Source organism: Sphingomonas sp. S-NIH.Pt3_0716, assembly GCF_003950715.1.
Taxonomy (GTDB): domain Bacteria; phylum Pseudomonadota; class Alphaproteobacteria; order Sphingomonadales; family Sphingomonadaceae; genus Sphingobium; species Sphingobium yanoikuyae_A.
The window spans coordinates 326,112-334,874 of sequence record NZ_QLJK01000001.1; the positions used below are offsets into that span (position 1 = coordinate 326,112).

8 protein-coding genes are annotated in these 8,763 nt (G+C 64.1%); 3 read left to right on the forward strand and 5 right to left on the reverse strand.

Annotation, left to right across the window (positions count from 1 at the left end; translation table 11 throughout):
• Positions 1-342: 342 nt before the first annotated feature.
• Positions 343-1,410: a fatty acid desaturase family protein gene (locus BRX37_RS01555; RefSeq protein WP_125985254.1), complete on the reverse strand. Its 1,068-nt coding sequence runs from the start codon at positions 1,408-1,410 to the stop codon at positions 343-345.
• 199 nt (positions 1,411-1,609) lie between these two features.
• Between BRX37_RS01555 and BRX37_RS01560 the strand changes: the two genes are divergently transcribed.
• Entirely contained in the window at positions 1,610-2,767 is a 1,158-nt protein-coding gene (locus BRX37_RS01560) for an N-acetyltransferase (RefSeq protein ID WP_125985255.1), read from the forward strand.
• Between the two features lie 15 nt (positions 2,768-2,782).
• Here the strand turns inward: BRX37_RS01560 and BRX37_RS01565 are convergent, their stop codons facing one another.
• The 4 genes from BRX37_RS01565 to BRX37_RS01575 all read right to left on the reverse strand — a co-directional run bounded on the left by BRX37_RS01565 (position 2,783) and on the right by BRX37_RS01575 (position 7,052).
• Complete coding sequence (locus BRX37_RS01565) at positions 2,783-3,598, reverse strand: sialate O-acetylesterase (protein ID WP_125985256.1); 816 nt, start codon at positions 3,596-3,598, stop codon at positions 2,783-2,785.
• Positions 3,595-5,799: a TonB-dependent receptor domain-containing protein gene (locus BRX37_RS01570; RefSeq protein ID WP_318276553.1), complete on the reverse strand. Its 2,205-nt coding sequence runs from the start codon at positions 5,797-5,799 to the stop codon at positions 3,595-3,597. The genes BRX37_RS01565 and BRX37_RS01570 overlap by 4 nt, the downstream gene beginning before the upstream one ends.
• Before the next feature lie 155 nt (positions 5,800-5,954).
• Positions 5,955-6,086 carry a hypothetical protein gene (locus BRX37_RS27200; protein WP_318276554.1) on the reverse strand — a complete coding sequence of 44 codons (132 nt, stop codon included), beginning with the start codon at positions 6,084-6,086 and terminating at the stop codon, positions 5,955-5,957.
• Between the two features lie 60 nt (positions 6,087-6,146).
• A complete protein-coding gene (locus BRX37_RS01575; protein ID WP_017503424.1) occupies positions 6,147-7,052 on the reverse strand; it encodes a LysR family transcriptional regulator in 906 nt (301 codons plus the stop codon).
• Between the two features lie 231 nt (positions 7,053-7,283).
• Between BRX37_RS01575 and BRX37_RS01580 the strand changes: the two genes are divergently transcribed.
• On the forward strand, positions 7,284-7,538 hold the full coding sequence (locus tag BRX37_RS01580) for a hypothetical protein (RefSeq protein ID WP_010335885.1): 255 nt from the start codon (positions 7,284-7,286) through the stop codon (positions 7,536-7,538).
• Positions 7,539-7,560: 22 nt separating this feature from the next.
• A complete protein-coding gene (locus BRX37_RS01585) occupies positions 7,561-8,457 on the forward strand; it encodes a bestrophin family protein (protein ID WP_125985258.1) in 897 nt (298 codons plus the stop codon).
• Positions 8,458-8,763 lie beyond the last annotated feature (306 nt).

Consider the following 8,763-nt stretch of genomic DNA (forward strand, 5'->3'; position numbering starts at 1 on the left):
CCCTGCAAGGGGAGGTGGCTGGCCGCAGGCCAGACGGAGGGGTATCCCCCTCTCGATAGCGTGACACCCCTCCACCACTTTGTGGTCCCCCTCCCCTTGCAGGGGAGGAAATTACAGCCGCTCCTGGTCGCTTCCCGCCATCCCCGGTGCGCAGCTTGCCCGCTCGGACATTCCCTGATCTGGAAGCCACGTCCGATCACGCCCTTTGCCAGTTAAATCACGACCACCTGATCGCAGCAAAAGCGTCGCCCCACGGTCGCCGCGCACCCCGCCTCCCCCATCCGCCAACAAAAAAAGGCCGGCGTTTCCACCGGCCTTCTTTCCTGTCCCGATCCACCGCGATCAGCGCGCGTGCATCGTGCTCCGGGCGATCTTGGCGACCAGCGTGAACATGCCGGTATAATTGCCCTGGCGATAGGGCGAGTCGATGTCGAGCGTCGCCATCAACTGCCGATGCGCGGCCGCCAGATTATGATAGGGCACGCTCGGCAGCAGGTGATGCAACGCATGATAGCGCAGGCCGACCGGCGCCCATAGTTCGGGCAGCGTGCCGGGCGGCGGCACATTGACCGAATCCAGATATTGCGCCGTCACGGTCATCGCCTCGCCCTCATTCTCCCACAGATGGGCGACCAGGGTGCGCAGCTGGTTGATGACGGTCATCGCCGAATGGATCGCCATATAGACCAGCAAGGGCTTCCAGCCGAAGGCGAACACGCTGCCGACCAGCGCCAGCGCGAACAGGCAGGCGCCCGCTTCCTGCCAATGCCACATGCGGGCGAAATCGCCCTCGGGCGCGCGGCGGCGATAGGCGGGATTGATCGACAGCGCCGAAAACTCCGCCACCACCTTGCGCCGCAGCGGCGGGATGAGGAGGCTGAGCGGCGTCAGCACGCCAAAGCGCAGGATCAGGCCGATCGGCGCCAGCGCGGCCACCACGATGAACAGGGGCAGCGACCAGGGCTTCATCAGCGCCAGCGGCAGATATTCGGGGTCTTCCGCCGTGCCATAGCGGGTGCGGGCATGATGCTGGGTATGCACGCCTTCATACAGGAAGGACGGGATCATCAGCGGAATGCCGACCAGCAGGTTCCAGCCGAAGCGGAAGCCGGGCAGCGCGCCCTTGCGGATATGGGTCAGCTCATGGATGAAGCTGGCCGCGCGATAGAGCGCCATCATCGACAACAGGGCACAGCCGATCGCGATCGCCACATTCTGGGCCAGAATCGCACCGGCCAGCGCGCCATAGCCGATCAGCGCCGACGCCAGCATGTCCGGCCAGTAGATGGCCGGGTTCGCGGTCGACAGGGTGCGCGTCAGATCCGCGGCAGCGCGCAGCATCTTCGTATCGTCGGGTATAGCCGACCGCGTGCGCGACGCGGCGGCCAAAATGGGATCATGCACAGTCATGCTGCCTTCCCTACACTCCAAATGCGCTGCAATCGTGGCAGCAACGTGACATATTCACCCCGGCTGGGGGTGTGGGCCGGTACAGATGCGCCAGAGGCGCATTTCCAGACCGACTCTTAGCGCCCCTGCCCCGGCCCGAGATTGACATTCCGCAAACAAGCGCCGAACTGCTCGACAAATTTCTTCAAGGGCCTGCGCCGTGGCATCAACCGATCTCCTCATCACCCCCGTTTCCTCCAAGGCCGATCTCAAGGCCTTTGTCGACCTGCCCTGGCGGCTCTACGCCAATGATCCCAATTGGGTGCCGCCGCTCAAGTCCGAAGTCTACGGCCTGCTGACGCCGGGCAAGAATCCCTTCTTCGACCATGCCGAGGCCCAATATTTCCTCGCCCGGCGCGGAAACAAGGTGGTCGGCCGCGTTTCCGCGCATTTCGACAAGCTGGCGCTGGCCCAGCCGGTCGAACAGGGCATGGGTCCTGGCACCGGCAATTTCGGCCTGTTCGAGGCGGAAGATGCCGAAACCGGCGCCGCCCTGATCGCCGCGGCCGAAGGCTGGCTCGAGGCCAAGGGCATGACCCGCGTGCTCGGCCCGATCTCGCTGTCGATCTGGGAAGAGCCCGGCCTGCTGATCCAGGGCCATGATCATCCGCCGACGGTGATGATGGGCCATAACAGCGCCGCCTATCAGCCGATGGTCGAAGGCGCCGGCTATCAGCCGGTCAAGCAGCTCAAGACCTATGAGCTGGACATCACGAAGAATTTCCCGCCGCTGATCGAGCGCATCGTCGCCTCGGGCGAAAAGAGCGCGCGCATCACCATCCGCAAGGTCGACAAGTCGAAATTCGATCAGGAAGCCGCGATCATCCTGGGCATCCTCAACGATGCCTGGGGCAAGAATTGGGGCTTCGTGCCCATCACCGACGCCGAAGTCGCCTTCACCGGCAAGAAATTGAAGCCGCTGGTGTTCGAGGATCTGATCATGATCGCGGAGCTGGAAGGCGAACCGGTCGCCTTCATGATGACCCTGCCCGACCTCAACGAGGCGTTGAAGCCGCTCAACGGTTCGCTCTTCCCGTTCGGCTGGATCAAGCTGCTGCGCTGGCTGCGCAAGCCGCAGGTCCGCACCATGCGCGTGCCGCTGATGGGCGTGGTCCAGCGGCTGCAATCTACCCGCATGGCCAGCCAGCTCGCCTTCATGATGATCGAATATATCCGCCGCAACGCCCTGGCCCATTACAGCGCGACGCGCGGCGAGATCGGCTGGGTGCTGGACGATAATCAGGGCATGAACGCGATCGCCGACGCCATCGAATCCCGGGTCAACAAGATCTATCAGGTCTACGAAAAGACGCTGTAAGGCGGCGGGCGCGCCTCAGCGCCCGCATCCATCCGCCTGCAAGGCCATCATCGCCCGCGCCATCGCCATGCCCAGCCGGCGCTGGGCATCGGTCACCAGATGCAGTTCGTCCGCCTGCCGCACCAGGCCGCCGGTCGGCACCATATAGGCGCAGCGCAGGGCGATGTCGCGCTGCGCCGCCTGCACCATCGCCCACCCCGGATAGCGCGCGACATGCTCCGACGCCGCCGGCCGATCGGCGATCTGCGCAAAGATGAACGGCAGGTCTGCGCGTCCCAGATCCCGCCGGAAATGCCCGACCAGATCGGCCAGCGCAGCGCCATAGCCCGTTGCCGCCGTCCCATTCTCCGTGTCGCTCTCGCCCTGATACCAGAGGATGCCGGCCAGCCGTCCCCGGACCGATCGTACCCGCGCCAGACAGGATCCATAGAGCGTCGTCCGGTCTTCGCCGGGCCGCCAGCGCGCGATCGCGCTGCCGCCCTTGGCGCAGGGGATCAGGATGATCGCCCGCCGCTGCCGCGCGATCAGCGCGCGGGCAAAGAACAGGCCCGGCCCGACCGCCGCCAGCCGGTCCGCCGACACCATGTCCTGCTGCCCCTGCGCACTGTCGATCGGCTCCATCGCCGGTCGCACGATGCCGTCATTGCCCAGCATCATGACGTCCGGCACCGGCGCCCTTTCCGCCTCGGTCAGGTCCGCCAGCGCGCCCCGCCCCGACATGTTGGACTGGCCGGCCAGCACATAGATGTCCGGCAAGGGCGCCGCGCCGCCGGCCGAGCCAGCCGCGCCGATCAGCGCGGCCAGGCCCAGCCCGGCAACCCGCCAGCTCAATAGCTGTAGCTCAGGCGGATGCCGCCATAACGATGGAAATCACGCGGCACATAGCCCTGGATCGCCGTCGTCCCATAACGGTTCGACACATCGTTGATCAGATAGCGATAATGCTGGTCGAACAGATTGTTGATGAAGCCCATCACCTGCCATGACTTGTCGGCGCTGCGCAGGCCGAGCGCGATGTTCACCATCGCATATTCCGGCTGGATGGTGCGCGGATTCTGGTCCAGCGGCACGACCTTGCTCTGCCAGGTGACGGCGCCCTGCGCGACCAGTTCCAGCGGCCCCTGCCCCAACGGCTGGGCATAATCGATATTGCCCGCCAGCTTCCATTTGGGCGAGATCAGCATCGCCTTGCCGCTCAGATCCTGGCGCGGCGGCGTGCCGACGCATCCCTGCGCCGCGGTCTGGTTCACATAACAGGCCGCGCCGGCAAATTCCTTGAACTTGGCGTCCAGATAAGTCAGCGACCCATTGATCGTCAGCCCGGCCACCGGACGGATGCTGGTTTCCATTTCCAGGCCCCGGATGCGCACCTTGCCGACATTGGTCAGGCGAAAATTCTGTGTCCCGTCGGCAAGGTTTTCCACTGCCTGGGTCTGGAAATCGCGGAAGTTGGAATTGAAGACGGTGACGTTCAGCGTCACCTTGCGATCCAGCAATTGCGATCGGAAGCCCAGTTCCAGGCTGTCGGACTTTTCCGGGTTCACCGGACCGGCATCGGCGCGCGCCTGGTTGAAGCCCGACGAGATGTCATAGGCCTGCCCCTTATGCCCGGTCGCATAGGTGAGATAGAGGTTCATGTCGCGCGCGACATCCTGCTTGATGCCCAGTTTGTAGGTGCCGAAACTGTCGCTGCTGCGCCCCGCATAGACCCGGCTGGCCGCCAGATCGGTGAACACATAATCGATCTTTTCCCGGCTGTAGCGGCCACCGGCGATCAGCGTCGTGCCGGGCAACGGATCATATTCCAGCTGGCCAAAGCCCGCGATCAGGTCGCTGCCGTTGGTCGCATCCCAATTTGCGTTGGAAAAAAGCGGCCCGCGATAGAAGTCGCGGCCGATGTCGACATTGCTGTAATAGGCGCCCAGCGTATAGCGGAACCGGTCCTTGCCGGGCGAAATCAGCCGCAGTTCCTGGCTGAACTGTTCGCTGTCGAAATGGCCATATTGGAAATTCTGGAAGCTGCTGATCGCGGAATCGTCGCTGTCGAACCAGTCATGCGACTTGTAGCGGTCATGCGCGGTGATCGACATGATCGTCGGCCCGCCCGTATCATAGCTCAGCCGCAGCGACTGGGCGAAATCATTATAGGTGTTGCCGGTCGGGAAATCGATCGACACGTCCGTATTGTCCTTGCCGACGGTGATGCCCGGCGCGAACACATCCTGGGTGAAGGCGGGGTTGCCGCGCAGGATCGCATTATCGCCCAGTTCGATGAAGGGCCGCGTCGCTGTCGTCCGCCCATCGGCATAATCGATCGCCAGATCGGCCTGCAACTCGGCCGTCGGGTTCCAGCGCAGCTTGTTGCGGGTGGAGAAATAGCGGCGTCCATTCAGCGTCTTGCCATCGGCCAGATTGCGCGAATTGCCCTTGAAATCATCATAGTTGACGCTGGTGCGGAACCCCAGCGTATCGGTCAGCGGCCCGGAAAGAACCGCACCGATCTGCTGCTCGTCATCGGTGGTGATCATCCCGCGCACCGACGCGGTCAGCGTCTTGGTCGGCGCCTTGGACACGATATTGATGAGGCCCGCCGAGGCCGACTTGCCATACAGCGTCGTCTGCGGCCCGCGCAGCACCTCGATCCGCTCGATATCGGAAAGATCGGTGAAGGCGCGCGACTGGAAGGCCAGCGCCACATCGTCCAGGATGACCGCGACGCTCGGCTCGACGCCGGGGCTGAAGGCCAGGGTGCCGACACCACGGATCGCGACATTGGCGCTCGCCGGATTTTCCGCCGGCCGGATGCTCAGCGACGGCGACACGCGGCTCAGATCGTTGAAATCCTGCACCGCATTGGCCTGCAACTGGGCCTCGCCCAGCACCTGCACCGACAAGGGTACATCCTGCACATTCTGTTCGCGCTTCTGCGCCGTCACGATGATGTCGCCGGCCGACATATCCTGCGCATGGGCCACACCCGCCAGCGTCCCCGATGCGACGCCAACCAGCAGGCTCGCCATCACGACTGCCATTTTCGACTGCCCCTTCATCAACCTCTCCCGATCCTGTGTTCTAAAGCTGCCACCAGGAGCCATCGGCCGATGCGCCGGTTTGCCCGACTGCATCCATCACAAAGCCCACATTGCGGGACTCGACTCCAGATTTCGAAAAGGCTGTAACCGACAGATCAGGCCAGCGCAATATATTGGCCAAACCAATATTGGCAAAAGCGGTACTTGTCAGACAAATTGGCCTGACAGGTCGATAGCCATGGCGAATGGCTGCGCTCCGGCGGAAGCAGGCCGCCGTAAATCAGCATCGGCGCGATCGACGGTCCGCAGACAGTCGATCGCGCCGATCGCGCATTTTCAAAATCGGATCAGGCGGCGGCCGGGGTCGCCTCGGCCGGCTTCAGATGGCGCGCCAGGAAGTCGAGGCAGCTGCGCACCTTGGCGCTGTCCCCCTGCGCCGGCAGATAGAGGGCGACGATCGGCGATTCCGGTAGCGCGACAGCGGGCAGCACAGTCTGCAACCGCCCCTCTTCCAGGTCGTCCGACACCGCCCATAGCGACTTGATGACGATACCGGCACCATTGAGCGCCCATAGCCGTGCCATTTCGCCATCATTGGTGCTCAGCACCCGGCTCGCCCGGTTGTCCCGCCCCATGTCCATGTCGATCGCGCGCCACATATCCTGCCCGCCGCCAATGACGATCCGGTCATGGCTGGCCAGATCCTCGATCGTGCGCGGCACGCCGCGTCGGCTCAGATATTCGGGCGAGGCGCAAAGCATGCGCGGATTGTCGGCCAGCCGCTTCATGATCAGGCCGCTGTCGGGCGGCGGATCGAAACAGATGGCGATGTCATGGCCGGTCTCGACGATATTGGCCGCCTGCCCCGCCGCCTCCAGATGCACCGCCACTTCGGGGTGCAGCGTCGCATAATGCTGGAACAGCGGCGCCAGCCGGCTGCGGCCCGAATGCAGCGTCGTCACCACGCGCAATGCGCCGACCGGCTCGGTGGCGTTGCGCATCACGACATTTTCCGCCTGGTCGATGTCGGACAGCGCCTGTCCCGCCTTCTCGTAGAAGATCTGGCCTTCCTGGGTCAGCGTCATGTGCCGGCTGTTGCGGCGCACCAGCATCACCCCCAGCCGCGACTCCAGTTGCGACAGGCGGCGACTGGTCGCGGCAAGCGACAGGTCCAGTCGTTTTGCCGCTTCGGACAGGCTGCCCGATTCGGCAATTTTCACGAAGGACAGGATTTCAGCATAGCGATCGGCCATGCGCAAAAAGCTATGCGCGTTACGCTGCATTGCAATAGGCGCAAGGTTGCAGTTCCGTGTGAAAACATTGCCACGTCTCCCAAACGGCACGGAAATGCGACGGAATTTTGCTGGCGTTACCGCTACCGCAAGGCTGGCTTGCATGGCGTGGACCGCGTTGACCGTCGCTTGTGCGTCGCATCATTTTTCGAACAAAGGCCGCCCGTCGGCTCCATTTCGGAAAGGACCGCCATGATCCGCACGCTCGCCGCAACGCGCGCCGCGCCCACGCCCAAGACCAATCAGCGTCTTGCCTGGAACGATATCGAGGCGCTGCCCATCTATGCTGCCATGGCGCTCTGCTTCGCCTGCGCCTGGCTGGCGATCAGCGACAGCACCCCCACCATCTATGCGACGATCCTGAAGGCGGTCGGCATCATCGGCGGCATGGCGCTGCGCCATGCCTGGCTGAAACTGGATGAAGCCGACGGCACGGACATCGTCTGACCTGTAGAGAACCGCTCCCCCTATGATCGTCGGACGTGCCCCACGTATCCGCCAGAGTTTCCAGACCGCGTGGCGCGCGCTGATCGCGCTGTTCTTCTGGGATCTGGCGGTCACCATCTTCTACTTCATCTCGCCCTTCAAGGCGCCGGCCCTGCCGCTGACCATCTTCGGCACCGCGCTCGCCCTGGTCCTCGGCTTCCGCGTCAACTCCGCCTATCAGCGCTGGTGGGAAGGCCGCATCCTGTGGGGTGCGATGGTCAATGTCTCGCGCAGCTGGGCACGCGCGGTGATGAACTTCATCCCCGACCGGGCCGAAACGGCGGACCTGCGTCAGACCCTGGTCGAACGCCATATCGCCTATGTCCAAGCGCTGCGCTGCCAGCTCCGCCGGATCGATCCGGCGCCCGATGTGCGCCGCCTGCTCGCCGGCCCGGAGATTCCGGAGGAGATTCCGGAACTGGGCCGCCGTAACCCCGCCAACGGCCTGCTCGACGGATCGGGTCGCCGGGTCGAACAGGCGCGCGCGGATGGCTGGATCGACAGCATCCAGCAGACCCAGATCGAACGGCTGCTGGTCGACATGTCGAACGCGCAGGGCGGCATGGAGCGGATCAAGAACACGCCGCTGCCCGCCCAATATCGCAGCTTCCCCAAATTCTTTACCCGGCTCTTCTGCATCCTGCTGCCGATCGGCCTGGTCGAGACATTGGGCATCGCCACCCCGGTGGGATCGGCGGCCGCGGGCTTCATGTATCTTGCCGTGCTGCAGATCGGCGACGATCTGGTCGATCCGTTCGGCAACGACGTCCACGACCTCCCGCTCGACAGCATCACCACCACGATCGAGGCGGACATGTGCGACACGCTTGGCCGCGAAGGGCCTCCGCCGGTCCAGCCGGTCGACGGCGTGCTCTGGTAAAGCCAAAGATCGCCCGCAAAACCGGCCGTCATCCCGCATTCGATGCGGAATCCATTCAGCGCACCCTCGCAGCACAGAAGGAATCCCGGATCCTTCGACGAGTCCAGGAGAGCCTTTCGCCAGGATGACGCTGATAGGGATCAACGTGTTTCGACCAGCAGCGGACATTCCTCCCCGGTACGGGGAGGTGGCAGCGCGAAGCGCTGACGGAGGGGCAGGTGCCTCTTAGCGCTGCGCTATCCGGCCTGTGCCCCTCCACCACTCGCTACGCGAGCGGTCCCCCTCCCCGTGACGGGGAGGAATGTC

Excerpts from the sequence above, each read along its gene's own strand:
- BRX37_RS01585 (WP_125985258.1), top strand. The coding sequence starts at position 7,561 with ATGATCGTCGGACGTGCCCCACGTATCCGCCAGAGTTTCCAGACCGCG.
- BRX37_RS27200 (WP_318276554.1), bottom strand. The coding sequence starts at position 6,086 with ATGCTGATTTACGGCGGCCTGCTTCCGCCGGAGCGCAGCCATTCGCCA.
- BRX37_RS01570 (WP_318276553.1), bottom strand. The coding sequence starts at position 5,799 with ATGGCAGTCGTGATGGCGAGCCTGCTGGTTGGCGTCGCATCGGGGACG.
- BRX37_RS01580 (WP_010335885.1), top strand. The coding sequence starts at position 7,284 with ATGATCCGCACGCTCGCCGCAACGCGCGCCGCGCCCACGCCCAAGACC.
- BRX37_RS01575 (WP_017503424.1), bottom strand. The coding sequence starts at position 7,052 with ATGGCCGATCGCTATGCTGAAATCCTGTCCTTCGTGAAAATTGCCGAA.
- BRX37_RS01555 (WP_125985254.1), bottom strand. The coding sequence starts at position 1,410 with ATGACTGTGCATGATCCCATTTTGGCCGCCGCGTCGCGCACGCGGTCG.